This is a genomic window from Citrobacter sp. Cpo012 (genome assembly GCF_030333015.1).
Taxonomy (GTDB): Bacteria; Pseudomonadota; Gammaproteobacteria; order Enterobacterales; family Enterobacteriaceae; genus Citrobacter; species Citrobacter portucalensis.
This window is the reverse complement of sequence record NZ_JAOWGR010000042.1, coordinates 24,516-46,760: the sequence shown is the minus strand read 5'-3', so window position 1 is coordinate 46,760 and position 22,245 is coordinate 24,516. Positions and strand designations below refer to the sequence as shown.

General features: G+C 53.6%; 25 protein-coding genes. 12 read left to right on the top strand and 13 right to left on the bottom strand.

What is annotated here, in order from left to right; genetic code table 11:
• Positions 1-6 precede the first annotated feature (6 nt).
• Both OGX90_RS18540 and OGX90_RS18535 read left to right on the top strand, forming a co-directional pair.
• Positions 7-531 carry a chemotaxis protein CheW gene (locus OGX90_RS18540; RefSeq protein ID WP_008785646.1) on the top strand — a complete coding sequence of 175 codons (525 nt, stop codon included), beginning with the start codon at positions 7-9 and terminating at the stop codon, positions 529-531.
• Positions 515-874 (top strand): hypothetical protein, encoded by a 360-nt coding sequence (locus tag OGX90_RS18535; RefSeq protein WP_003825861.1) that lies wholly within the window; start codon positions 515-517, stop codon positions 872-874. Before OGX90_RS18540 ends, OGX90_RS18535 begins: the two co-directional genes overlap by 17 nt.
• A gap of 59 nt (positions 875-933) precedes the next feature.
• Here the strand turns inward: OGX90_RS18535 and OGX90_RS18530 are convergent, their stop codons facing one another.
• The 6 genes from OGX90_RS18530 to OGX90_RS18505 form a co-directional block, all read right to left on the bottom strand.
• Positions 934-2,556 (bottom strand): serine hydrolase, encoded by a 1,623-nt coding sequence (locus tag OGX90_RS18530; protein ID WP_286624467.1) that lies wholly within the window; start codon positions 2,554-2,556, stop codon positions 934-936.
• A gap of 94 nt (positions 2,557-2,650) precedes the next feature.
• Positions 2,651-3,373: a cysteine hydrolase family protein gene (locus OGX90_RS18525; protein WP_286624465.1), complete on the bottom strand. Its 723-nt coding sequence runs from the start codon at positions 3,371-3,373 to the stop codon at positions 2,651-2,653.
• A 163-nt stretch (positions 3,374-3,536) separates the two neighbouring features.
• Positions 3,537-4,388 (bottom strand): iron/manganese ABC transporter permease subunit SitD, encoded by an 852-nt coding sequence (gene sitD, locus OGX90_RS18520; protein WP_032944764.1) that lies wholly within the window; start codon positions 4,386-4,388, stop codon positions 3,537-3,539.
• On the bottom strand, positions 4,385-5,242 hold the full coding sequence (gene sitC / locus OGX90_RS18515; RefSeq protein ID WP_008785642.1) for an iron/manganese ABC transporter permease subunit SitC: 858 nt from the start codon (positions 5,240-5,242) through the stop codon (positions 4,385-4,387). Before sitC ends, sitD begins: the two co-directional genes overlap by 4 nt.
• A 2-nt stretch (positions 5,243-5,244) precedes the next feature.
• Positions 5,245-6,060, bottom strand: a complete 816-nt coding sequence (gene sitB, locus OGX90_RS18510; protein ID WP_003825870.1) for an iron/manganese ABC transporter ATP-binding protein SitB — start codon at positions 6,058-6,060, stop codon at positions 5,245-5,247.
• Positions 6,057-6,974: a metal ABC transporter substrate-binding protein gene (locus tag OGX90_RS18505; protein ID WP_008785641.1), complete on the bottom strand. Its 918-nt coding sequence runs from the start codon at positions 6,972-6,974 to the stop codon at positions 6,057-6,059. Before OGX90_RS18505 ends, sitB begins: the two co-directional genes overlap by 4 nt.
• Before the next feature lie 187 nt (positions 6,975-7,161).
• Between OGX90_RS18505 and OGX90_RS18500 the strand changes: the two genes are divergently transcribed.
• Positions 7,162-7,506 carry a nitrous oxide-stimulated promoter family protein gene (locus tag OGX90_RS18500; RefSeq protein ID WP_003825888.1) on the top strand — a complete coding sequence of 115 codons (345 nt, stop codon included), beginning with the start codon at positions 7,162-7,164 and terminating at the stop codon, positions 7,504-7,506.
• Between the two features lie 106 nt (positions 7,507-7,612).
• On the opposite strand, the gene OGX90_RS18495 is transcribed toward OGX90_RS18500, so the two are convergent.
• From OGX90_RS18495 to hypA, 7 genes are all read right to left on the bottom strand, one after another.
• Positions 7,613-8,041: a TOBE domain-containing protein gene (locus tag OGX90_RS18495; RefSeq protein ID WP_003825890.1), complete on the bottom strand. Its 429-nt coding sequence runs from the start codon at positions 8,039-8,041 to the stop codon at positions 7,613-7,615.
• 44 nt (positions 8,042-8,085) lie between these two features.
• Positions 8,086-10,164 carry a formate hydrogenlyase transcriptional activator FlhA gene (flhA, locus tag OGX90_RS18490; protein ID WP_032944751.1) on the bottom strand — a complete coding sequence of 693 codons (2,079 nt, stop codon included), beginning with the start codon at positions 10,162-10,164 and terminating at the stop codon, positions 8,086-8,088.
• Between the two features lie 220 nt (positions 10,165-10,384).
• Positions 10,385-11,395 (bottom strand): hydrogenase expression/formation protein HypE, encoded by a 1,011-nt coding sequence (gene hypE, locus OGX90_RS18485; RefSeq protein ID WP_008785637.1) that lies wholly within the window; start codon positions 11,393-11,395, stop codon positions 10,385-10,387.
• Complete coding sequence (hypD, locus tag OGX90_RS18480; protein ID WP_003825899.1) at positions 11,392-12,513, bottom strand: hydrogenase formation protein HypD; 1,122 nt, start codon at positions 12,511-12,513, stop codon at positions 11,392-11,394. The genes hypE and hypD overlap by 4 nt, the downstream gene beginning before the upstream one ends.
• Positions 12,514-12,786: a hydrogenase 3 maturation protein HypC gene (gene hypC / locus OGX90_RS18475; protein ID WP_003037411.1), complete on the bottom strand. Its 273-nt coding sequence runs from the start codon at positions 12,784-12,786 to the stop codon at positions 12,514-12,516. It abuts the gene before it with no gap.
• Positions 12,777-13,649, bottom strand: a complete 873-nt coding sequence (gene hypB / locus OGX90_RS18470; RefSeq protein ID WP_003037409.1) for a hydrogenase nickel incorporation protein HypB — start codon at positions 13,647-13,649, stop codon at positions 12,777-12,779. Before hypB ends, hypC begins: the two co-directional genes overlap by 10 nt.
• A 103-nt stretch (positions 13,650-13,752) precedes the next feature.
• A complete protein-coding gene (gene hypA, locus OGX90_RS18465; protein WP_008785634.1) occupies positions 13,753-14,124 on the bottom strand; it encodes a hydrogenase maturation nickel metallochaperone HypA in 372 nt (123 codons plus the stop codon).
• A 198-nt stretch (positions 14,125-14,322) separates the two neighbouring features.
• Between hypA and hycA the strand changes: the two genes are divergently transcribed.
• The 9 genes from hycA (at position 14,323) to hycI (ending at position 22,201) form a co-directional block, all read left to right on the top strand.
• Positions 14,323-14,781, top strand: coding sequence for a formate hydrogenlyase regulator HycA (hycA, locus tag OGX90_RS18460; RefSeq protein ID WP_008785633.1), 459 nt, complete (start codon positions 14,323-14,325; stop codon positions 14,779-14,781).
• A 143-nt stretch (positions 14,782-14,924) separates the two neighbouring features.
• Positions 14,925-15,536, top strand: coding sequence for a formate hydrogenlyase subunit HycB (hycB, locus tag OGX90_RS18455; RefSeq protein WP_003825909.1), 612 nt, complete (start codon positions 14,925-14,927; stop codon positions 15,534-15,536).
• Positions 15,533-17,359, top strand: a complete 1,827-nt coding sequence (hycC, locus tag OGX90_RS18450; RefSeq protein WP_003825912.1) for a formate hydrogenlyase subunit 3 — start codon at positions 15,533-15,535, stop codon at positions 17,357-17,359. The genes hycB and hycC overlap by 4 nt, the downstream gene beginning before the upstream one ends.
• A gap of 2 nt (positions 17,360-17,361) precedes the next feature.
• Positions 17,362-18,285 carry a respiratory chain complex I subunit 1 family protein gene (locus tag OGX90_RS18445; RefSeq protein ID WP_286624462.1) on the top strand — a complete coding sequence of 308 codons (924 nt, stop codon included), beginning with the start codon at positions 17,362-17,364 and terminating at the stop codon, positions 18,283-18,285.
• A gap of 17 nt (positions 18,286-18,302) precedes the next feature.
• Positions 18,303-20,012: a formate hydrogenlyase subunit HycE gene (gene hycE, locus OGX90_RS18440; protein WP_003037393.1), complete on the top strand. Its 1,710-nt coding sequence runs from the start codon at positions 18,303-18,305 to the stop codon at positions 20,010-20,012.
• A gap of 9 nt (positions 20,013-20,021) precedes the next feature.
• On the top strand, positions 20,022-20,564 hold the full coding sequence (locus OGX90_RS18435) for a formate hydrogenlyase complex iron-sulfur subunit (protein ID WP_003825918.1): 543 nt from the start codon (positions 20,022-20,024) through the stop codon (positions 20,562-20,564).
• The gene (gene hycG / locus OGX90_RS18430; RefSeq protein ID WP_003037388.1) at positions 20,564-21,331 is read left to right on the top strand and encodes a formate hydrogenlyase subunit HycG; all 768 of its coding nucleotides are present in this window, start codon (positions 20,564-20,566) and stop codon (positions 21,329-21,331) included. Before OGX90_RS18435 ends, hycG begins: the two co-directional genes overlap by 1 nt.
• On the top strand, positions 21,328-21,738 hold the full coding sequence (locus OGX90_RS18425) for a formate hydrogenlyase maturation HycH family protein (protein ID WP_003037385.1): 411 nt from the start codon (positions 21,328-21,330) through the stop codon (positions 21,736-21,738). Before hycG ends, OGX90_RS18425 begins: the two co-directional genes overlap by 4 nt.
• The gene (hycI, locus tag OGX90_RS18420; RefSeq protein ID WP_003037382.1) at positions 21,731-22,201 is read left to right on the top strand and encodes a hydrogenase maturation peptidase HycI; all 471 of its coding nucleotides are present in this window, start codon (positions 21,731-21,733) and stop codon (positions 22,199-22,201) included. The genes OGX90_RS18425 and hycI overlap by 8 nt, the downstream gene beginning before the upstream one ends.
• Positions 22,202-22,245 lie beyond the last annotated feature (44 nt).

The following is a 22,245-nucleotide window of genomic DNA, read 5'->3' as shown; positions in this document are numbered from 1 at the left end:
GTCAATATGAGCCAACAGCTGGAGCAGATTCTTGCGCTGAACCATGGTGAAAAGCCGGAGTGTGAAAACGTTGATGAACCCCAGCGTACGCTGGTGTTATTTCAACTGGCGGGTAAAAATTTTGCCTTCTATGGGGCGCAAATTAAAGAGATCCTTGCAGAGCGCCCGATCTCCTGGGTTCCCTGTTGCGCGCCAATGCTTGAAGGGGTCATCAACTATCGTGGACGGGTGGAATCGGTAATGAGACTGGACAGCCTGATCGATAAACCTACCGTTAATTCGGCAGGTAAGCGCACTATTCTGATTGGTTGCGCCGAGAAAATGCAAAGTGGGATCCTGATAGATAAACTGATTGATGTGTTGGAAGTCGCCGAAAGCCAGATTCATTTGCCAGGAGATTCATTGCCCCCGGCGTTACAAAGCATCGCTGTGGGGGTGGTTAACGTGATAGAAACCTGGTACACGCTGCTCGATCTGAATCTGGTCTTTGAGCGTTATCAGGAGACCAGCGGTTATGACGGCACCCACTAATCTGGCGGCGGTACGTATTACTTTGGGAGCGCTAACGTTGTATATACCGGCAAACCAGGTTGGTGTGTGTTCGTTAGTGACTCAGGTTGTGCCTGAAATCCCTCGATTTAGCCAGTGGCTGGGGATTGCTGATGAGCCGCAGGAGGGATGGCATTTGCATTTGCGCGTCCCGGACAGTGGCGTTGAAACCGGCTGGTACCTATGGGGACAACTTGAGAATGTGATGCTCTCCGGCGACATTATTTTTGCCGTACCTCCGCTTCTGGCGCGTAACTGTCATCTGCCTGCGCTTCGTGCCCTGGTGGGACGTGAGGCGTTTAGCCCACTATTAAGCTGGCGCTGACACGCTGCGGGAGCTTTAACGGTCCCGCAGCATGAGAAGGCTGGGAGTGCTAAATCCCGTTACTGGATATAAGCATCAACAGCCCGACTGACCAGCTTAGTCATAAAGTTGTCAATCTTATCAATGGTCTGCTTGTCCTGAAGATCGTAGGTTTTTGCTACGTCATCCAGGTTTTCATAACCGACCCAAACTCGCCCGATCTTATCCTGCCATACGGAGACACGTAACGGCAGATCCAGCGCGACCCCCTGTTTATCCTGCATCAGTTTTGTGCCGACTTTAGGGTTACCAAATACCAGGACTTTCGTTGGCCTGAGGTTCATTCCCGCGCCCTCGGCATTTTTCTCGTGATCAATTTCGGTGAATACCGGAACGCCTTCGCTTTTCAGAATGGCTTTCAGTCGGGAGACCGTCTCATCGACTGAGAATTTACTTTCCTGGTTTTTGATCTTCTCTGAATTTAACCCAGAACCCAGCCCGATTTTATAGGCTTCAGCGATATCACGAGCCACCTGAGTCATGTCTACGCCTTCTTTGTTGGTCAGCATTGTCACGCAAACCAGTTCATCACCGGCGGTAAAGCGGCTCAGATAGGCACTAAAGCCACCTGTGGTTCCTTTGATTTCCAGAAAACCAGGATGGCGGGTAAATTCCCAGCCGGCCATGGCAGGCACGACTTTGCCATTTTTCAGTTTTGCCGGGCTATAGATAATGTCGCGTAGCTTTTTGTCTTTAACCAGCGTGCTGCCGGCAAGACCGATATCCCACTTACTGATGTCTTCCGCTGACGACCACAGACCACCGTAGGCGAACAGATTATCAGTGGCGATCGCGCTGACAGGCGCCAGTTTGTCACCCGCTGCGACGTAACCTGTTGCAGGCTCAACAGGGTTGATCCAGTCAATTTCTGACTTAAATTTCGAATGCTGATTATGTCGCTTATCAGGCGTCGGGCGATCAAGGAATGCTTTCGTTGGCATGTCTTTTGCGAACATGGTGCTTTGCAGACCTAACGGCGCAATTTGGTATTTGTTGACGAAGTCTACGTAACTCATTCCGCTGACTTTCTCGACAGCCATACCTAACAGGATAAAGTCAGTTGCGCTGGAGTTGATATCCGTGCCGTTTTTAAATTCGAGCGGTTTATCTTTAACAAGATCAACCAGCTGCGCAGGTGTATATTTTTGCTCTTGTTTATAGCCGAAAGATCTGAAATCAGGGATCCCGGATGAGTGCTGCATTAATTCCAGAATCGTAATGTTATGCCAGCTTTCCGGCAGGCCAGGCAAATAAACACTCACAGGAGTATTAAGATCCAATTTGCCTTGCTCTACCAGTTGCATTACTGCGACTGCAGTAAAAGCCTGCGTGATAGGGCCAATTCCCCACATGGTTTTGGTGGAAGCAAGCTCATCATTGGCTGCCGTTGCCAGACCGTATCCCGCTGAGCGCGGAATATAAGGTGCCTGAACAATCGCCATGGATAAACCCGGCAGATTATTTTTCGCCATTACTTCGGCAATGATCTGATCGATATATTTGCCGTTGACCTTTAATTGTGGATCACCACGGTTAACTAAGTAAGTAGTCTCATTTGTACTGGCAGCGGCCAATACCTGAGTAGCTGAAACTGACATGGAAAGTAAAATACATGCCGAAATAACCTTAAACTTAAGATTCATGGAAAAGCTCCGCGCTTAATGAAATTTATTTTGATGGCTAATGGATGAGCGATGTTGTACATACAATTACCCTCGGTAACCGTACTCATAGCTATTACTTAGCTGCTGCCTTTACCTTTTCAACCGTGGTGTCGGTGTCCCATAAATCATTGGCAATGATGCGGTAGTTGGTTAGAGCGGCGAGATAACCGTCACCTTCCGGAATGCGCGGACCCGCTGTCGCATCTTTAACGACGACAACTTCAAAACCTTGCTCAATCAATTCACGCATATGGGATTCAATACACAGATTGGCAGCCATACCGGCGAGAATGACCTGTGAGACACCGCGTTTTCTTAATTGCAGTACCAGGTCGTTGGTTTCTGGTCCGAAAATCTTATGCGGTGAGGCAATGACCGTTTCGCCATCATAAATATATGGCTTAAACTGCGGTAAAAAGTCTGCGCCGGAATTTTCAAAATTCTCCATCGTCAGTGGACCTTTACGACTGAACATTCCAGTGCCGTGCATAAATGTTTCTCCCGGTGCGGTAGATTGCCATTTATGGTCGTGCGGAAAGTAATAATGTGGAGAAATAAAAACAGGCATTTGTGCTTCTTTTGCCATTTGGAACAACATCTCGAGATTTTCTACAGTATTATTTTCAATAATGCTGTCTTTAAAAACCTCCCAGCCAATACCCTGAGGGCTTAAAAAATCGATCTGTGGATCGACTACCACCAACGCAGCTTCCTTATTATTAAGTGTTATACCTTTGCGTGGTAAGCCATAGGCCTCTGGTTCAGAATAGATTTCTGACATGCTCATCTTGCTCATAAATTTTACCTGTATTTTTATCTAATGTGATAGTGACTATCTGATTATTAAATAGCGCTGGTAAATATGGCATGGTTTCAGAACGGGGCATTTGTTCAGGACGCTGGGAATATTGTCATTACGTATTCTAATAACGATAGTGGGCATATCACTGCCCACTCCGTTAGAGGTCGTATTGCTGGCGTCGCCGTTCTAAACGACGGTCGCGCAGGGTGGAATAAATAAAGGTCATCACAAACAGTAGTGAAAATAGTACGACGATGGTGGGGGCCGGTGCACTGTCGATGAAAAAAGACAGGTACACGCCCATAAACGAGGTAACGACCGACATAATCACCGCCAGCCACAAGGCGTGGGAAAATTTCCGCGTCATTAAAATCGCAATGGCGCCAGGCGCAATCAGTAAGGAGATCGACAAAATAATCCCTACTGATTTTAGCGTGGCGACAATCGTCAGGGCGATCATGCACAGCAGGCCGTAATGTAGCAGTGCTGTGTTAAGCCCACTGGCCTTTGCCTGATGCGGGTCGAACGCATGCAGAAGCAGATCTTTCCACTTAAGCCCAATAATAAGCGCTATCCCAAGCGTAATAACCGCGGTTTGTATGATGTCGCTGAACGATACGCCCAGCATGTCGCCGAACAGAATATGATCGAGATGGACCTCTGACTGGATAGAGACGTACAGCACCAGCCCTGCGCCAAACATGCCGGAAAAGACGATTCCCATCAGGGTATCGCGTTTGATGCGGCTGTTATCGTCGAGATAACCCGTCGCCACCGCACAGAACAGCCCGGCGATAAATGCGCCAATTGCCAGTGGGATGCCCGCAATCCACGCCAGTACAATTCCCGGGAAAACCGCGTGGCTCATTGCATCGCCCATCAGCGCCCAGCCTTTGAGTACTAAAAATACAGACAGCAGCGCGCAGGGCACGGCGACAATGGTGGAGATGACCAGCGCATTGACCATAAAACCAAACTGAAAGGGTTCCAGCAGCGTTGTTAAGATCATACTGACTCCTTGTTCACCAGACGGGCGCGGCGGCGATTCGCCAGCAGACCGTGTTTTGGCGCGAAGACAAATGCCAGCAGGAACAGCAGCGTTTGCAGAACGACAATAATTCCGCCGGTTGCACCGTCCAGCCAGTAGCTCAGCCAGGCGCCGAAAAAGCTGGTCAGGCTGCCAATAGCTACGGCGATAGTGAGCAGGCGTGGAAAACGATCGGTCAGCAGCCAGGCCGTTGCACCGGGCGTAACCACCAGGCAAATCACCAGAAATGCGCCGACGGTTTGCAGCGCGGCGACCGTGGAAACGGAGAGCAGCGTAAAAAATAACAGCTTCAACCGGCCCGGATTCAGACCGATAGAGCGCGCGTGGTTTTCATCAAAAAAAACCACCATCAGATCTTTCCACTTCAAAAACAGGATGGTTAGCGAAATAACCCCGATGATGGCCAGTTGCAGAATATCTTCTGGCGCAATCGCCAGCACGTTGCCGAGAATAATGGTCTGAATATTCACCGACATCGGATTGAGCGACACCATAAACAGCCCGATACCGAAAAAAGACGAAAAAATCAGTCCGATAATCGCATCTTCCTTCAGGCGCGAACGTTGATTAAGAAACAGCATACTGCCCGCCGCCAGTCCGCCGGAAAGGAATGCGCCAAGCGCGAAGGGAAGCCCTAACATATAAGCGCCTGCCACGCCCGGCACGATAGAGTGCGACAGCGCATCGCCAATCAGCGACCAGCCTTTGAGCATCAGATAGCAGGAGAGAAACGCACACAGGCCGCCGACCATTGCCGAGACCCACATGGCGTTGAGCATGTACTGGTAGCCAAACGGCTCCGTTAGCCAGTTCATGGTTATTCCCCCTCGTTTGCCGTGCGTCGCGAAATAAACGGGCGTTCATCATCGGTAATTACGTGCTGTTCACCGCCGCTCAGCGCAACGTGACGCAGTACACCGCTGAATGCCAGTTCGAGATTCTCGGGGGTAAAGGTGGTTTCGGTGGGTCCACTTGCCAGCACCGTGCCCTTAATCATCACCGTGTAATCACAAAACTCGGTGACGGATCCCAAATTATGGGTAGAGACCAGCATGGTTCGACCCTCATCACGCAGTTCACGCAGCAGGTCGATGATCCGGGCCTCGGTTTTTACATCCACGCCGGTAAAGGGTTCATCCAGTAAAATAACCTGTCCATCCTGTGCGATGGCCCTTGCCAGAAAAACACGCTTTTTCTGCCCACCGGACAGTTCACCTATCTGACGATGGCGATAATCCAGCATATCAACCCGTGCCAGCGCCGCATCTACGCAGGCGTGGTCAATTTGTTTTGGTCGACGCAGCCAGCCCATATGGCCAAAGCGTCCCATCATCACCACATCTTCCACCAGTACCGGAAACGACCAGTCCACCTCTTCTGACTGGGGGACATAGGCGATCAGATTCTGTTTGAGCGCCTTATTTACCGGCTGTTGCAGAATTGAGATTTCCCCCTGCGCCAGGCGGACAAAACCCATCAGCGCTTTAAAAAGCGTTGATTTTCCCGAACCGTTTACGCCGACCAGCGCGGCAATTGAGCCGCCCGGAACCTGAAAAGTGGCGTCCCGCAATGCGGTATGACCGTTGCGATACGTCACCGTAACCTGATTTACGGTAATCGCAGAGTGACTCATGGTTGGCTCTCCAGACCCTTGTTGATGCCGTTAACAATGGTTTGCGTGGTGACGCGCAGTAAATCCAGATAGGTCGGTACCGGACCGTCGGCTGCACTGAGTGAATCGACATACAGCACGCCGCCGTAATGTGCGCCAGACTCACGGGCAACCTGACGCGCTGGTTTGTCGGACACGGTGCTTTCGCTAAATACCGTCGGGATATGATGCTCTCTGATGGCATCGATAACCTTGCGTACCTGCTTGGGCGTACCCTGCTGATCGGCATTGATCGGCCACAGATACAGCTCCTTGAGATTGTTATCACGAGCTAAATAAGAGAATGCGCCTTCGCTGGTGACCAGCCAGCGTTTATCAGCAGGGAGCTTTGCCAGTTCTGTATGCAGTGGCGCCAGGGTCTGCTGGATTTTCGCTTTATAATTCTGCGCATTATTCTGGTAGGTTGCGGCATTGTCCGGATCATATTTGATCAGCGCATCGCGAATGTTATCCACGTAGATCAGCGCGTTCTCTGCTGACATCCAGGCATGCGGGTTTGGTTTACCGTTGTACGGCCCTTCGCTGATGCCCATTGGCTGCACGCCGTTTGAGACCATCACTTCTGGTACGCCGGACAAATTTTGGTAGAAGCGGGAAAACCATAGTTCGAGGTTTAGACCGTTAGAGAGAATAAGCTGTGCGCCTTGCGCCCGTTTAATATCGCCTGGGGTTGGTTGATATTCGTGAATTTCAGCACCCGGTTTGGTGATAGAACTAACGTCCGCCGCGTCACCTGCTACATTGCTTGCCATATCGGCAATCACCGTAAAGGTGGTCACCACTTTGAATTTTTCTTTCGCCCAGGCGGGTGACAGCGTCAGCGCTGTTAACACGCTGGCAAGGAGAAATGACTTCAGATGGGGCAGATGCGGCATAGTATCCCTCGCAACAAAGTGGTTAATTTATCATCGAATATAGCCTTTGCTATGTTATATAGCACATGGCATAAACAAATGAAAATAATTCTTATTTGCGTAGGGTGCTAAGGATGTATCACCTTCAGGTAATAGTTCTGTGCTTAGTTAAGGTGTATTATTTATGCAACTTAATTGTGGAGGCATCATGTCCGGCAAACGCATTGCACGTGAAAAAATGACGATCCAGAGAATGATTTCGCTCTACGAGAGCCAGTGTCCGCAGGCTTCAGACGAGCCGGGGCATTACGATGCGTTATTTGCCTATGCGCAAAAACGCCTCGACAAGTGCGTATTTGGTGAGGAAAAACCGGCCTGTAAACAGTGTCCTGTGCACTGTTATCAACCTGCTAAACGCGAAGAGATGAAGCAAATTATGCGTTGGGCTGGACCGAGAATGCTCTGGCGTCACCCGATTCTGACCGTACGTCACCTGATTGATGACAAACGTCCAGTGCCGGAGTTACCCGAGAAGTACCAACGGAAAAAATAAGGTCGCTGTGCGCCGGATCTGGCCTACGAGAATAAGTGCATCTGTCGCGTAGGCCCGATGCGCATTGCGCCATCGGGCAACTTAGCCATGTGGTGATGAATGGCGACTACGCTTTGGTGGCAATCAGAATAGCTGAGGCTTTGATCAGCGCAACAACACGGCTTCCCTGACTCAGTTTCATCTCTTGCTGACTTTCGTTGGTGACGACGGCAACAATCTCGAAGCCTGCGTCAGTTTTGATATGTACCGTGGCGTTGACTGCGCCTTCTGTGACCTGGGAAACACTGCCAGCAAACTGGTTGCGGGCAGAGAACTTCAGACCACAGTCTTCAGTTGCCAGCGTCACCCATGGCGCTTTAATCAGGGCAATTGCTTCTTTCCCTTTCGCCAGACCCAGCGCCTGCTGGCTGCTATGGGTTACAATCGCGACCAGTTTTGCGCCGCCAGCCAGCGTCAGTTCAACTTCATCATTCACTGCGCCCGTAGCGACTGCGCTCACCGTACCGGTTAATTGATTACGTGCTGATACCGCCATACTGCCTCCTTTCGTTGAGATATCACCCAGTATAGCCACACTGGCTAAACCAGTGCATCCTTATCAATGCCTAATCGCTTCATGCGTGAGAGTAACGTTGTACGTTTCAACCCCAGCCTTTGTGCCGCGCCTTTGGGACCGGCAACCACCCCGTTGGTTTCTTTCAGTACGCGCATAATCAACTGGTATTCATCTTCACCGTCCTGCGCGACTTCGGTTGCCACCGGAGGCGTGGACGGCGTCAAAGGGGCAATATCCGGAAGGGACAGTTGCAGTACGTTGCCCCGGGTAAGCAGAACCGCACGTTCTACCACGTTTTCCAGCTCACGCACGTTACCCGGCCATTCCATGCAGCTCAGCGTGCGCAGAGCCTCGGCAGGAATACTGTCGATATTGCGTCCCATCCGACGAGCAATTTTAAAGGTGAAGGCTTTTACCAGCAGCGGAATATCTTCCGGGCGCTCACGCAGCGGCGGCAGATGGATCGGGAAGACGTTCAGCCGGTAGTACAGATCGTTACGAAATTCGCGATCGGCAACCATCTTCTTCAGATCGCGGTTGGTAGCGGCGATCAAGCGCACGTCGGTCTGGATCAGCTTATTACTGCCCAGACGTTCAAATTCCTGCTCTTGCAGAACGCGCAGTAGCTTAGGCTGAAGCTCCAGCGGCATATCGCCAACTTCATCGAGGAACAGCGAACTTTTATCTGCCAGCTCGAAACGACCAATCCGCTGCGTGCTGGCACCGGTAAACGCGCCACGCTCATGACCAAACAGATCGCTTTCCAGTAATCCGGCAGGCATTGCCGCGCAGTTCATCTTCACCATCCGACGGGCGTTACGTCCGCTCAGGTTGTGAATGGCTCGTGCGATCAGCTCTTTACCCGTTCCGGTCTCACCCAGAATCAAGACGGTGCTGTCGCTTTGCGCCACCATTTCGACCTGCTTGAGTACGCTGTACATCGCTTCGCTGCGACCAATGATTTCTCCGAACTCACTCTCTACGTTGTTGAGTTGTTCAGTCAACGCCAGGTTTTCATCGACCAGACGTTCCTTCAGGCGGTGGATCTCCTGATAGGCAAGGGCGTTATCCACGGCAATTGCCACACGCTCGGCAATCTGGCGCAATAGCTTGAGGTTGGCGGTAGTGAAAACTTTCTCTTCGCACTGTGCCAGCTTGAGTACGCCGAGCATAGTATTGCCGGACATCAGCGGTAGCAGACACAGGGTTTGTAGCTGGTTGCCCCAGGTTTCGAACAGCATCCGTTCGTAAGGGGCAAGGATGTCACGTTCGCTCAGGTTGATCAGCAGCATCTCTTTGCTTTTGAAGACCCGTTCAGAGAGCGTTCCCGCTTCGTCCACTTCACTCTGTTCGTGTGCCGGATGATGTTCATCCAGATAGTGAGTGGAATAGATACTGAGTTTATTTTTGCGATCGCTGCGTAACACGATGCTGATGGCATCGATGTCGAAGTAGTGGTGGATCTCTTTGGCGACTTCGCTGACCAGCTCATCAATATCCAGTCGGGAGAGCACGGCATTGGTGATGGCGACCAGGATGCGAAAGTTGTCACGCTCACGACACAGCAGATCGTAATCGACGTTGTTGCTGACTCTGCTTTGAATTTGTTCAGCAACGACGCCGACTATCTGAGTGAAGGTCTGTAGACGGTTATATTCTTTTTCACTCCACGGACGGTCTTCGTTACGGATGAATTCGCAACCGCCAAAGATGCGCCCATCTGCCGCCAGCGGCAGCAGGCAGTAGTGGCCAAATTCAGAATACAGTCCACCTGAAGCCAATTGTGGCCATGTTTCCGTAAACTCATGATAGTTGCAGTGCAACGCATCAGGGCGAGACAAAATACGGCGTACCGGACCATGTGCCAGCACCGTTTCGTCTTCATAATCGATGGGTTTACCATTTTCACGTGTTGCAAAATAACGCGCACGTTGCGTTTGTGCCTGCCATAAGACAATAGCCGCGCAGTCGGCCAGCGCTGAACGCTTGACCAGCTGCGAAAGCGCCTCGCTAAGAGACGGGAGATCGGGCTGCTGTAATAATGTACGAGTAATATCGAACAGGCCTTGCTGTCCGAGGTCACTCATCGGTGTATACGACATATTGCTTTTCCAGGGAAAGCACCGCAGAACGGTGCGAAAACGGTAAATGAATTATAGGTATAAGTCGTAAATTATTGCCGGATGGCCTGCCACTGAACTGGCCAGGATATACAATCCGTTGGCCCGATCAGCAAAGCGGTATCAGGCATAATGCAGCATTAACGCCGGATGTTGACGCTAATGCGTCTTATCCGGCCTACAGCATGCTGCCAACCGGCTGCTAGCATATACGAGGTAATGGTTCGGCGTGTGGTAAATCGAGGGTTCGTTTCACGCCGTAGAGTCCGGCAAGACGAACACCTTTGCGTTCAACCACTTCACCAATCATTGCAGCATCGCACCCTAAAGGATGCGCGCGCAGCGCGGCAAGTACGGTTTCAGCGGCCTGGCGTTCAACGGCAATCACCAGTTTGCCTTCGTTAGCAAAGTTGAGCGCATCCAGACCCAGCAGCTCGCAAACGCCACGCACCGCGGGCTTCACGGGCAGAGCAGCTTCCGACAGCTCAATACCAAATCCGCATGCAGCGGCAAATTCATGCGTGACCGCATTCACGCCGCCACGGGTGGCGTCACGAAGCGCCTTCACGCCAGGAATATCACGCAGCGTCTGGATAAGAGGTGTTAACACCGCGCAGTCGCTGATCAGTTCGCCATCCAGACCCAATTGCTCGCGTAGGTTAAGGATAGTTGCGCCGTGATCGCCAAGCGAACCACTGACCAGCAGCACATCACCCACGCTGAGAGTCTGTGCACCCCAGTGAATGTTGGCGGGAATTGCCCCCATTCCGGCAGTGTTAATGAACAGCTTGTCTGCTGCACCACGCTGCACGACTTTGGTATCGCCAGTCACGATGGCGATACCTGCTTCGCGCGCGGTTGCTGCCATGCTGTTAACAACGGTTTTCAGTGTCTCCATCGGCAGACCCTCTTCGAGGATAAAACCGCAGGAGAGGTAGCGTGGAATAGCCCCGCTGACCGCTACGTCGTTAGCCGTACCGCAGATGGCCAGCTTGCCGATATTGCCGCCGGGGAAGAACAACGGATCGATAACGTAGCTGTCAGTTGAAAACGCCAGACGATCGCCTTCTGCCACCAGTTGTGCCAGTTCCAGACGCGCTTGATCTTCTTGTTCCGCCAGCCACGGATTCGCGAAAGCCTCCATAAACAGACTGTTGATCAACTGCTGCATAGCCTGACCGCCGCTACCGTGGGCGAGTTGTACGCTGCTCATGCTTCACACTCCTGCTGACGATACTGATACCAGGCGGCACATGCGCCTTCTGAGGAGACCATCAGGGCGCCAAACGCGGTCTCCGGGTTACACGTTTTGCCAAACAACGGGCACTGATGTGGTTTACATCTGCCTGTCAGCACTTCCCCACAACGCGCGCGCGGATCGTCATACACCTGCTGCGGCGCTGGCTGGAAATGTGCTTCGGCATCAAAGCGCTGATAGTCCGGCGTCAGGTGAACGCCAGAGGATTCGATAACGCCCAGACCGCGCCATTCGCTGTCACCATTGACGCAGAACACCTCGGCAATGGCCTGTTGCGCTAACGCGTTACCGGCATCCGGTACCACGCGGCGGTACTGGTTTTCTACCTGGCTTTGGGCTGCAATTTTCTGCTCAATTAACATCACTACGCCTTGCAGGAGATCGAGCGGTTCGAAACCGGCGACCACCAGCGGGCGATGGAAATCTGAAGCAATGAAATTATAGGCGTCGGTGCCAATCACCATGCTGACGTGGCCCGGCGCTAAAAAGGCGTCGATACCGTTGTCCGGCTGTTCCAGCAGGCTGCGCAGCGTAGGGATAAGCGTGATGTGCTGGCAGAAAAAGTAAAAGTTCTGCACATCACGCTGCTTTGCCTGTTGCAGGGTGATAGCGGTCGTTGGCATTGTGGTTTCAAAACCCAGGCCAAAGAACACCACTTTACGCGTTGGGTTTTCCTGCGCCAGCTTCAGTGCATCCATCGGTGAATACACAATACGGATATCCGCACCGCGCGCCTTGGCTTGCAGCAGGGAGCCTTGCTTACCCGGGACGCGCATAGCGTCGCCAAAGGTGCAGAAAATCACTTCTGGATGGCTGGCGATTTCTACACAGCTGTCGATTCTGCCCATCGGCAGAACGCAAACCGGGCAACCCGGACCATGAATAAACTCCACGTTTTCCGGTAGCAACTGGTCGAGCCCGAATTTGAAGATAGCGTGGGTATGACCACCACAAACTTCCATGATCCGCAGCGGGCGTTCAGCCGTGTAGGAGAGGTGGGCGGCACGTTCGCACAGGTGCTCTATCAACTGCATCACCTGTTCTGGTGCGCGGTATTCGTCAACAAAACGCATTTATTTTTCCTCGCCGTACAGCAACGCGCCGACATCCGGCTCAACGTCAAACATGTTTTGCAGCGCGTCGAGCGTATCGCGCGCTTCAGCTTCATTAATGATGCTCATGGCAAAACCGACGTGGACCAGTACCCACTGGCCGAGACGCGGTTGGCCATGTTCATCACAGCTACCGACCAGCGTCAGGTCGACGTCGCGCTGAATACCGCAGACGTCGACTTTGGCCTGGTTGCCATCAATGGTGCGGATTTGACCCGGAACACCTATGCACATCGCTGCGTCTCCAGCCAGGAGAGCCATTGATCCATCCCTTCACCACTGGTGGCGGAAATTAGGATAATCTCAATCCCCGGGTTCACTTCCCGGGCGCTGGCGATGCATTTTTCAACGTCAAAATTGAGGTACGGCAATAGATCCACTTTGTTGAGCAGCATCAGCGATGCGGCGGCAAACATATGCGGGTATTTCAGCGGTTTGTCTTCACCTTCGGTTACTGAAAGCACGGCCACTTTATGGCGCTCGCCGAGGTCGAAGCTGGCCGGGCAGACCAGGTTGCCGACGTTTTCAATGAACAGAATACCGTTATCGTCAAGCGGCAAACGCGGCGCGGCGTCAGCAATCATTTGTGCGTCAAGGTGGCAACCTTTACCGGTGTTGACCTGAATGGCGGGTGTGCCTGTGGCGCGAATACGGGCGGCATCGTTCACCGTCTGCTGGTCACCTTCAATAACGGCGCACGGCACGCTATCTTTCAGCTTCATCAGCGTTTCGGTCAGCAGGGTAGTTTTACCAGAGCCCGGGCTTGAAACAAGGTTCAGCACCAGATGCTGACGGGCCGCAAAGCGGGCACGGTTGCGCTCGGCGAGGCGGTTGTTTTTGTCCAGTACGTCAATTTCCACTTCCAGCATACGGCGTTGGCTCATACCTGGTGCGTGGGTTCCGGCCTCACCGTGACCGTAGTGCAAATCGCCTTCTTCAGTCTGGCTCGGTGTGAAATTTGAGGTCTTCACACCGGTAATATTCAGCGCCGGACGAGCCGCCGGGGCAAATGGCGCGCTGCGAAACGCCGAGTGGGGATTATGCTCATCACCCTCTATATATAGGTTGCCTTCAGCGCAACCACATGTCGTACACATCGCTCACTCCTGATCTTTTTACTTGCGATACATCTGTTGCCGGATGGCTGCGTTGCCTTATCCGGCCTACAAACGAGCTGTTTCTGTAGGCTGGATAAGACGCTTAAGCGTCGCCATCCGGCGCTGGAGTTTCATCTATTTCAATACGTCGAATCTGTAAGCCGTCATCGGCCACAATTCTCAGCATATCGCTGTTGCATTGCGGGCATCGGCGCACGCGTTGCGTCAGTAACGTGACGTATTGCTGACAAGATTCGCACCAACATTCGGCTTCTTGTTCTTCGAGGTGGAGTTTACAACCTTCTGCAAGGGTCCCGCGGCATACCAGATCAAAACAAAAGGAGAGAGCGCTGGTTTCTACGCAAGAAAATGCGCCAATTTTGAGCCAGACCCCAGTTACTCGCTTAGCACCGTGTTGCGTGGCCTGTTGTTCAATCAATTCCAGTGCCCGTTGGCAGAGGGTTATTTCGTGCATACCGCCTCCTGTGAAGTTGCCGTAGTAAAAGCAATAAGCATGCCAGGTTGATTTTTTTCATTCGTGACAATGACGACGATGACGAAATGACATGTCGTCACCCGTCTTTGATTTTTTATCTATATGAAAATTAAGTGATTTAATTTTGGCATGAAATGTGCTTAAGGCTGTTCATCTCTGCTAAACGGGTAACCTGACATGACTATTTGGGAAATAAGCGAAAAAGCCGATTACATCGCTGAACGGCATCGTCGCCTACAGGACCAGTGGCGTATTTACTGCAACTCGCTGGTTCAGGGGATAACCCTGTCAAAAGCGCGTTTGCATCATGCGATGAGCTGCGCACCGGACAAGGATCTCTGCTTCGTCCTTTTTGAACACTTCACTATCTACGTCACGCTGGCGGACGGCTTTAACAGCCATACCATCGAATACTACGTCGAAACGAAAGACGGTGATGATAAGCAGCTGATTGCACAGGCAGAATTGACTATCGACGGTAAGGTCGATGAGCGTATTAGCAACCGCGATCGCGAGCAGGTGCTGGAGCACTATCTCGAAAAAATCGCCACCGTCTACGACAGCCTGTACACCGCGGTTGAGAACAATATGCCGGTGAATTTAAGCCAGCTGGTTGAGGGACACAGCCCGGCTTAAGCCTCGGGTGCTGCCCACTTTGTCATGGTGCGGTCTACATACTGCGTCACGACGTTTTAGGGAATGGGCATGTCGAAAAATGTCGAAATGACATTTGGTAGACATGTTTTCGTCAAAAATGACTATCACCTGAGGAATGCCTGGTGAATCGTTTTGTAATTGCTGACTCCACTCTTTGTATTGGCTGCCACACCTGTGAAGCCGCCTGCTCAGAGACACATCGCCAGCATGGCCTGCAGTCAATGCCGCGCCTGAAAGTGATGTTAAATGAAAAAGAATCCGCGCCGCAGCTTTGCCACCAGTGTGAAGATGCGCCTTGCGCCACCGTGTGTCCGGTTAATGCCATTAACCGCGTTGATGGCGCCGTACAGCTGAACGAAAGCCTGTGCGTAAGCTGCAAACTGTGCGGGATCGCTTGTCCGTTTGGCGCGATAGAGTTTTCCGGTAGCCGTCCGCTACACATTCCGGCAAACGCCAATACGCCAAAAGCGCCTCCGGCTCCGCCAGCGCCTGCTCGCGTGAGTTCGCTGTTGGACTGGGTTCCTGGCGTTCGTGCCATCGCGGTGAAATGCGATCTGTGTAGTTTTGACGAGCAAGGTCCTGCCTGCGTGCGCATGTGTCCGACCAAAGCCCTGCATCTGGTGAGCAACATGGATATCGCCCGCGCCAGCAAACGTAAGCGTGAGCTGACTTTCAATACCGATTTCGGCGATCTCACCTTGTTTCAGCAGGCTCAGAGTGGGGATGCAAAATGAGCGCAATTTCACTGATTAACAGCGGCGTGGCCTGGTTTACAGCGGCTGCGGTTCTGGCATTTCTGTTTTCATTTCATAAATCGCTGAGCGGCTGGATTGCTGGGGTTGGCGGTGCAGTCGGCAGCCTGTGTACGGCAGCCGCGGGTTTTACCGTTCTGACTAATGCGCTGGCGGTGAGCGGCGTGATGCCGTTTATTGGTCACAGTCTGCAAATTACTCCGCTTAATGCTATCTGGCTGATTACACTGGGCCTGTGCGGCCTGTTTGTCAGCCTGTACAACATTGACTGGCATCGTCATCCTCAGGTGAAAGCTAACGGCCTGCTGGTGAATCTGCTGATGGCCGCGGCGGTATGTGCGGTGGTTGCCAGCAACCTCGGTACGCTGGTGGTGATGGCGGAAATCATGGCGCTGTGTGCCGTGTTCCTCACCGGATGCAGTAAAGAAGGCAAACTGTGGTTTGCGCTGGGGCGTATTGGTACGCTGCTGCTGGCGGTCGCCTGCTACCTGGTGTGGCAACGTTACGGCACTCTGGAGCTGCGTCTGCTAGACCTGCGCACCCAGGAGCTGCCGCTCGGATCTGACATCTGGCTGCTGGGCGTGGCAGGTTTTGGCCTGCTGGCCGGGATTATTCCACTGCACGGTTGGGTGCCACAGGCACACGCCAATGCCAGCGCACCGGCTGCGGCGCTGTTCTCTACCGTCGTCATGAAGGTTGGTCTGCTGGGTATTCTCTCCCTGTCGCTGCTGGGCGGTAACGCGCCGCTGTGGTGGGGGATTACGCTGCTGGTGCTGGGCATGATCACCGCGTTTGTTGGCGGTCTGTATGCGCTGATGGAGCACAACATCCAGCGTCTGCTGGCGTACCACACGCTGGAAAACATCGGCATTATTCTGCTGGGTCTGGGCGCTGGCGTGACCGGAATTTCCCTGAATCAACCGGCGCTGATCGCGCTGGGTTTGACCGGCGGTCTGTACCACCTGGTAAACCACAGCTTGTTCAAAAGCGTTCTGTTCCTGGGCGCAGGCAGCATCTGGTTCCGTACCGGTCATCGTGATATCGAAAAACTGGGCGGTATCGGTAAACGTATGCCGGTTATCTCGCTGGCGATGCTGGTTGGTCTGATGGCGATGGCCGCACTGCCGCCGCTGAACGGTTTTGCCGGTGAGTGGGTTATCTACCAATCCTTCTTTAAGCTTGGCAACAGCGGCGCGTTTGTCGGTAGCCTGTTAGGACCGTTGCTGGCAGTAGGGCTGGCAATTACCGGTGCGCTGGCGGTGATGTGTATGGCGAAAGTCTATGGCGTTACGTTCCTTGGCGCACCGCGCACGAAGGAAGCTGAAAATGCCTGCTGCGCGCCAATCCTGATGGGAGTGAGCGTCGTCGCGCTGGCTATCTGCTGCGTGATTGGCGGCGTTGCTGCGCCGTGGCTGCTGCCGATGATCTCCTCCGCCGTTCCGCTGCCGTTGGAAACCGCGAACACCACCGTTTCTCAGCCAATGATCACGCTGCTGCTGATCGCGTGTCCGCTGCTGCCGTTCATCATCATGGCCATTTTCAAAGGCAACCGTCTGCCGTCGCGTTCACGCGGTGCGGCATGGGTGTGTGGTTACGATCACGAGCAGTCAATGGTGATTACCGCGCACGGTTTTGCCATGCCGGTGAAAGAAGCCTTTGCCCCGGTACTCAAACTGCGTAAATGGCTGAACCCGGTATCACTGGTTCCGGGCTGGCAGAATGCGGCTGCACCGGTGCTATTCCGTCGCCTGGCGCTGATTGAGCTGGCGGTGCTGGTGGTGATTGTGGTTTCACGAGGAGCCTGAGAATGAGTGTTTTATATCCGTTAATTCAGGCGCTGGTGCTGTTTGCCGTTGCGCCGCTGCTGTCCGGTGTTACCCGCGTGGCGCGTGCGCGTTTGCACAATCGCCGCGGTCCGGGCGTTTTGCAGGAATACCGCGACATTATCAAACTGCTGGGCCGTCAGAGCATTGCGCCTGCGGATTCCAGCTGGGTTTTCCGCCTGACGCCGTTTGTGATGGTGGGCGTGATGCTGACTATCGCCACTGCGTTGCCGGTAGTGACCGTTGGCTCGCCGCTGCCACAACTGGGCGATCTGATCACCTTAATTTACCTGTTCGCCATCGCCCGTTTCTTCTTCTCTATCGCGGGACTGGATACCGGTAGCCCGTTTACCGCCATTGGCGCCAGCCGTGAAGCGATGCTCGGCGTGCTGGTTGAACCTATCCTGCTGCTGGGGCTGTGGGTAGCGGCACAGGTTGCGGGTTCAACCCATATCAGCAATATCGCCGATACCATTTACCACTGGCCTGCTGCGCGCAGCATCCCGCTGATTCTGGCACTGTGCGCCTGTGCTTTCGCCACCTTTATCGAAATGGGCAAACTGCCGTTCGATCTGGCGGAAGCAGAGCAGGAGCTGCAGGAAGGTCCATTGACCGAATACAGCGGCAGCGGTTTTGCCGTGCTGAAGTGGGGCATTAGCCTCAAACTGCTGGTCGTTCTGCAAATGTTCGTTGGCGTGTTCCTGCCGTGGGGACAGATGGAAACCTTCACCGCCGGTGGACTGCTGCTGGCGCTGGTGATTGCCGTCGTCAAGCTGGTCCTCGGCGTGCTGGTCATCGCCCTGTTCGAAAACAGCATGGCGCGTCTGCGTTTTTGCGCCACTTCACGCGTGACCTGGGCCGGTTTTGGGTTTGCGTTTTTAGCGTTCGTCTCCTTGCTGGTGGCGTGATTTAAGAGAGTTTGAGCATGTCTGAAGAAAAATTAGGTCAACAATATCTCGCTGCGCTGCACCAGGCCTTTCCGGGCGTGGTGCTGGATGAAGCCTGGCAGACCAAAGATCAGCTGACGATCACCGTCAAGGTGAACTACCTGCCGGAAGTGGTGGAGTTCCTGTACTACAAACAGGGCGGCTGGTTATCCGTGCTGTTTGGTAACGACGAACGTCAGCTGTGCGGTCATTACGCCGTTTATTACGTGATGTCGATGGAGCAGGGCACCAAGTGCTGGATAACCGTCCGCGTTGAAGTCGATGCCAATAAACTGGAGTTCCCGTCCGTCACGCCGCGCGTTCCAGCAGCGGTCTGGGGCGAGCGTGAAGTGCGCGACATGTACGGTTTGATTCCGGTTGGTTTACCGGATGAGCGCCGTCTGGTGTTACCGGATGACTGGCCGGACGAACTCTATCCGCTGCGTAAAGACAGCATGGATTATCGTCAGCGCCCGGCGCCGACTACCGATGCTGAAACCTACGAGTTCATCAACGAACTGGGCGACAAGAAAAATAACGTGGTGCCGATTGGCCCGTTGCACGTCACCTCCGATGAACCCGGTCACTTCCGCCTGTTTGTTGACGGTGAGAACATCATCGACGCCGATTACCGTCTGTTCTATGTCCACCGCGGCATGGAGAAACTGGCGGAAACCCGTATGGGTTATAACGAAGTGACGTTCCTGTCGGATCGCGTGTGCGGCATCTGCGGCTTTGCGCATAGCACCGCTTATACCACCTCCGTTGAGAATGCGATGGGCATCGTGGTGCCGGAACGTGCGCAGATGATCCGCGCCATTCTGCTGGAAGTTGAGCGTCTGCACTCGCACCTGCTCAACCTCGGCCTGGCCTGTCACTTCACCGGTTTTGACTCCGGCTTTATGCAGTTCTTCCGCGTGCGTGAAACGTCGATGAAGATGGCGGAGATCCTCACTGGGGCACGTAAAACCTACGGTCTGAACCTGATCGGCGGTATCCGTCGTGATCTGCTGAAAGAAGATATGATCCAGACCCGTCAACTGGCGCAGCAGATGCGTCGTGACGTGCAGGAATTGGTCGATATGCTGCTCAGCACGCCGAACATGGAACAGCGTACCGTTGGTATTGGTCGTCTTGATCCGGAAATTGCCCGTGACTTCAGTAACGTCGGCCCGATGGTTCGCGCCAGCGGCCACGCGCGTGACACCCGCGCTGATCACCCGTTTGTCGGCTATGGTCTGCTGCCGATGGAAGTTCACAGCGAGCAGGGCTGCGACGTTATTTCTCGCCTGAAAGTCCGTATTAATGAAGTCTACACCGCGCTGAATATGATCGACTTTGGTCTGGACAACCTGCCGGGCGGTCCGCTGATGGTGGAAGGCTTTACCTATATTCCTCACCGTTTCGCACTGGGCTTTGCTGAAGCGCCGCGTGGAGATGACATCCACTGGAGCATGACCGGCGACAACCAGAAACTGTATCGCTGGCGCTGCCGTGCGGCGACTTACGCCAACTGGCCGACGCTGCGCTACATGCTGCGTGGCAATACCGTTTCCGATGCCCCGCTGATTATCGGTAGCCTCGATCCTTGCTACTCCTGTACTGACCGTATGACCGTGGTCGATGTGCGTAAGAAGAAGAGCAAAGTCGTGCCGTACAAAGAACTTGAGCGCTACAGCATCGAGCGTAAAAACTCGCCGCTGAAATAAGGAATCGCCATGTTTACCTTTATCAAAAAAGTCATCAAAACCGGGGCACCGACGTCGTCGTATCCGCTGGAGCCGATTGCGGTCGATAAAAACTTCCGTGGCAAACCGGAACATAATCCGCAGCAGTGCATCGGCTGTGCGGCCTGTGTGAACGCGTGCCCGTCGAACGCGCTGACGGTAGAAACCGATCTGGTCACCAATGAGCTGGCGTGGCAGTTCAACCTTGGGCGCTGCATTTTCTGCGCCCGCTGCGAAGAAGTCTGCCCGACAGCGGCGATCAAGCTGTCGCAGGAGTATGAGCTGGCGGTGTGGAAGAAAGATGATTTCCTGCAGCAGTCTCGTTTTGGCCTGTGCAATTGCCGCGTATGTAACCGTCCGTTTGCGGTGCAAAAAGAGATTGATTACGCCATTGCGCTGCTTAAGCACAACGGTGATACCCGCGCGGAAAACCACCGTGAAAGCTTTGAGACCTGCCCGGACTGTAAGCGCCAGAAATGCCTGGTGCCGTCTGACCGTATTGAACTGACTCGCCATATGAAAGAGGCCAGCTGATGAGCAATTTATTAGGCCCACGTGACGCCAACGGTATTCCGGTACCGATGACGGTGGATGAATCCATTGCCAGCATGAAAGCGTCGCTGCTGAAAAGCATCAAGCGTTCAGCGTACGTTTACCGTGTGGACTGCGGCGGCTGCAACGGCTGTGAAATCGAAATTTTCGCCACGCTTTCTCCGCTGTTTGATGCCGAACGTTTTGGTATCAAAGTGGTACCGTCGCCGCGCCATGCGGATATTCTGCTGTTTACCGGCGCGGTAACGCGTGCCATGCGCTCTCCGGCACTGCGCGCCTGGCAGTCAGCGCCGGATCCGAAAATTTGTATCTCTTACGGTGCCTGCGGTAACAGCGGCGGTATCTTCCACGACTTATACTGCGTATGGGGCGGCACGGACAAAATCGTACCGGTGGACGTGTATATTCCAGGTTGCCCGCCGACGCCTGCGGCAACGCTGTATGGTTTTGCCATGGCGCTGGGTCTGCTGGAGCAAAAAATTCACGCGCGTGCGCCGGGTGAACTGGACGAACAGCCGGCGGAAATTCTGCATCCGGACATGGTTCAGCCGCTGCGCGTGAAGGTGGATCGCGAGGCTCGCCGTCTGGCGGGATACCGCTATGGTCGCCAGATTGCTGATGACTATATGACGCAGTTAGGGCAGGGCGAGCATCAGGTGGCGCGCTGGCTGGAAGCGGAAAACGATCCGCGTCTGACCGAGATCGTCACGCATCTTAACCATGTTGTCGAAGAGGCGCGTATCCGATGAGTGAAACGGTGGTGTTCAGTCAACTGAGCCGTAAGTTTATTGATGAGAACGATGCGACGCCCGCTGAGGCGCAGCAGGTTGTCTATTACAGCCTGGCGATTGGTCACCACCTTGGGATCATCGATTGCCTGGAAGCGGCGTTAACTTGTCCATGGGACGAATATTTGGCATGGATTGCTACCCTTGCTGAGGGAAGCGAAGCCCGCCGGAAAATGGAAGGCGTGCCGAAATACGGCGAGATCGTTATCGATTTCAACCATGTACAAATGCTGGCGCGCGCGTTCGATGATGCGCGTGCCGTGCAGACCCCGCAGCAGCAGGAGTGGAGCAAGCTGATGCTTAGCATGCTGCACGACATACACCAGGAAAGCGCCATCTATCTGATGGTGAGGAGACACCGTGACTGACGTTTTGTTATGTGTGGGTAACAGCATGATGGGCGATGACGGCGCGGGCCCGCTGCTGGCTGAAATGTGTGCTGCAAATCCTCAAGGCAACTGGGTTGTCATCGACGGCGGTAGCGCGCCGGAGAACGATATTGTCGCCATCCGTGAATTGCGCCCGCAGCGTCTGTTGATTGTTGATGCCACCGATATGGGGCTGAACCCCGGTGAAATCCGCATTATCGATCCTGATGACATTGCCGAGATGTTCATGATGACCACCCACAACATGCCGCTGAACTACCTGGTAGATCAGCTGAAAGACGATGTTGGTGAGGTGATTTTCCTCGGCATTCAACCGGACATCGTCGGTTTTTACTACCCGATGACACAGCCGATCAAAGATGCGGTTGATACCGTCTATCAGCGATTAGCCGGTTGGGAAGGACACGGTGGATTCTCCGAGCTGGAAGCACCAGAAGAGTAAACCGTATCAGTGCCGGATGTGAACGACATCCGGCCTGTTTTCCC

Excerpts from the sequence above, each read along its gene's own strand:
- OGX90_RS18540 (WP_008785646.1), top strand. The coding sequence starts at position 7 with ATGAGCCAACAGCTGGAGCAGATTCTTGCGCTGAACCATGGTGAAAAG.
- OGX90_RS18535 (WP_003825861.1), top strand. The coding sequence starts at position 515 with ATGACGGCACCCACTAATCTGGCGGCGGTACGTATTACTTTGGGAGCG.
- OGX90_RS18530 (WP_286624467.1), bottom strand. The coding sequence starts at position 2,556 with ATGAATCTTAAGTTTAAGGTTATTTCGGCATGTATTTTACTTTCCATG.
- OGX90_RS18525 (WP_286624465.1), bottom strand. The coding sequence starts at position 3,373 with ATGAGCAAGATGAGCATGTCAGAAATCTATTCTGAACCAGAGGCCTAT.
- sitD (WP_032944764.1), bottom strand. The coding sequence starts at position 4,388 with ATGATCTTAACAACGCTGCTGGAACCCTTTCAGTTTGGTTTTATGGTC.
- sitC (WP_008785642.1), bottom strand. The coding sequence starts at position 5,242 with ATGAACTGGCTAACGGAGCCGTTTGGCTACCAGTACATGCTCAACGCC.
- sitB (WP_003825870.1), bottom strand. The coding sequence starts at position 6,060 with ATGAGTCACTCTGCGATTACCGTAAATCAGGTTACGGTGACGTATCGC.
- OGX90_RS18505 (WP_008785641.1), bottom strand. The coding sequence starts at position 6,974 with ATGCCGCATCTGCCCCATCTGAAGTCATTTCTCCTTGCCAGCGTGTTA.
- OGX90_RS18500 (WP_003825888.1), top strand. The coding sequence starts at position 7,162 with ATGTCCGGCAAACGCATTGCACGTGAAAAAATGACGATCCAGAGAATG.
- OGX90_RS18495 (WP_003825890.1), bottom strand. The coding sequence starts at position 8,041 with ATGGCGGTATCAGCACGTAATCAATTAACCGGTACGGTGAGCGCAGTC.
- flhA (WP_032944751.1), bottom strand. The coding sequence starts at position 10,164 with ATGTCGTATACACCGATGAGTGACCTCGGACAGCAAGGCCTGTTCGAT.
- hypE (WP_008785637.1), bottom strand. The coding sequence starts at position 11,395 with ATGAGCAGCGTACAACTCGCCCACGGTAGCGGCGGTCAGGCTATGCAG.
- hypD (WP_003825899.1), bottom strand. The coding sequence starts at position 12,513 with ATGCGTTTTGTTGACGAATACCGCGCACCAGAACAGGTGATGCAGTTG.
- hypC (WP_003037411.1), bottom strand. The coding sequence starts at position 12,786 with ATGTGCATAGGTGTTCCGGGTCAAATCCGCACCATTGATGGCAACCAG.
- hypB (WP_003037409.1), bottom strand. The coding sequence starts at position 13,649 with ATGTGTACGACATGTGGTTGCGCTGAAGGCAACCTATATATAGAGGGT.
- hypA (WP_008785634.1), bottom strand. The coding sequence starts at position 14,124 with ATGCACGAAATAACCCTCTGCCAACGGGCACTGGAATTGATTGAACAA.
- hycA (WP_008785633.1), top strand. The coding sequence starts at position 14,323 with ATGACTATTTGGGAAATAAGCGAAAAAGCCGATTACATCGCTGAACGG.
- hycC (WP_003825912.1), top strand. The coding sequence starts at position 15,533 with ATGAGCGCAATTTCACTGATTAACAGCGGCGTGGCCTGGTTTACAGCG.
- OGX90_RS18445 (WP_286624462.1), top strand. The coding sequence starts at position 17,362 with ATGAGTGTTTTATATCCGTTAATTCAGGCGCTGGTGCTGTTTGCCGTT.
- hycE (WP_003037393.1), top strand. The coding sequence starts at position 18,303 with ATGTCTGAAGAAAAATTAGGTCAACAATATCTCGCTGCGCTGCACCAG.
- OGX90_RS18435 (WP_003825918.1), top strand. The coding sequence starts at position 20,022 with ATGTTTACCTTTATCAAAAAAGTCATCAAAACCGGGGCACCGACGTCG.
- hycG (WP_003037388.1), top strand. The coding sequence starts at position 20,564 with ATGAGCAATTTATTAGGCCCACGTGACGCCAACGGTATTCCGGTACCG.
- OGX90_RS18425 (WP_003037385.1), top strand. The coding sequence starts at position 21,328 with ATGAGTGAAACGGTGGTGTTCAGTCAACTGAGCCGTAAGTTTATTGAT.